This window comes from Flavobacterium hibisci, from assembly GCF_020026925.1.
Lineage (GTDB): Bacteria > Bacteroidota > Bacteroidia > Flavobacteriales > Flavobacteriaceae > Flavobacterium > Flavobacterium hibisci.
The window spans coordinates 1-289 of the sequence record NZ_JAIQDW010000067.1 but is presented as its reverse complement, the minus strand read 5'-3'; the positions used below and the strand labels follow the sequence as shown (position 1 = coordinate 289).

1 protein-coding gene is annotated in these 289 nt (G+C 69.6%); it reads right to left on the bottom strand.

The annotated features are described in order from the left end of the window. The coding region (locus K8B81_RS20860) for a hypothetical protein (RefSeq protein ID WP_223683450.1) at positions 1–289 on the bottom strand (289 nt) is incomplete at both ends.

Genomic DNA, 289 nt, shown 5'->3' with positions numbered 1-289 from the left:
CGCGAGAGCTTCTCGGTGCCGTCCATGCAGTCGGCGATCATCGCGCGGACGTCGTCGCGGAGGTCTGTGGGCAGCTCGACCGTCTTGAGGGAACGCTCCAGCGTGGTCAGGTTCGACTGCAGGTAGCACAGCGGCGAGTTCATCTCGTGCGCGGCGGCGGCCATCAGCTCGCCGAACGTCGCCAGGCGCTCCCGGTGCTCGAGGACGTCCACGATCCGCGACCGCTCGAACTGCACGCCGAGGAGGTCCGCCACCGCGATGATGAAGGACGAGGCGCCGCGGCCCAGCG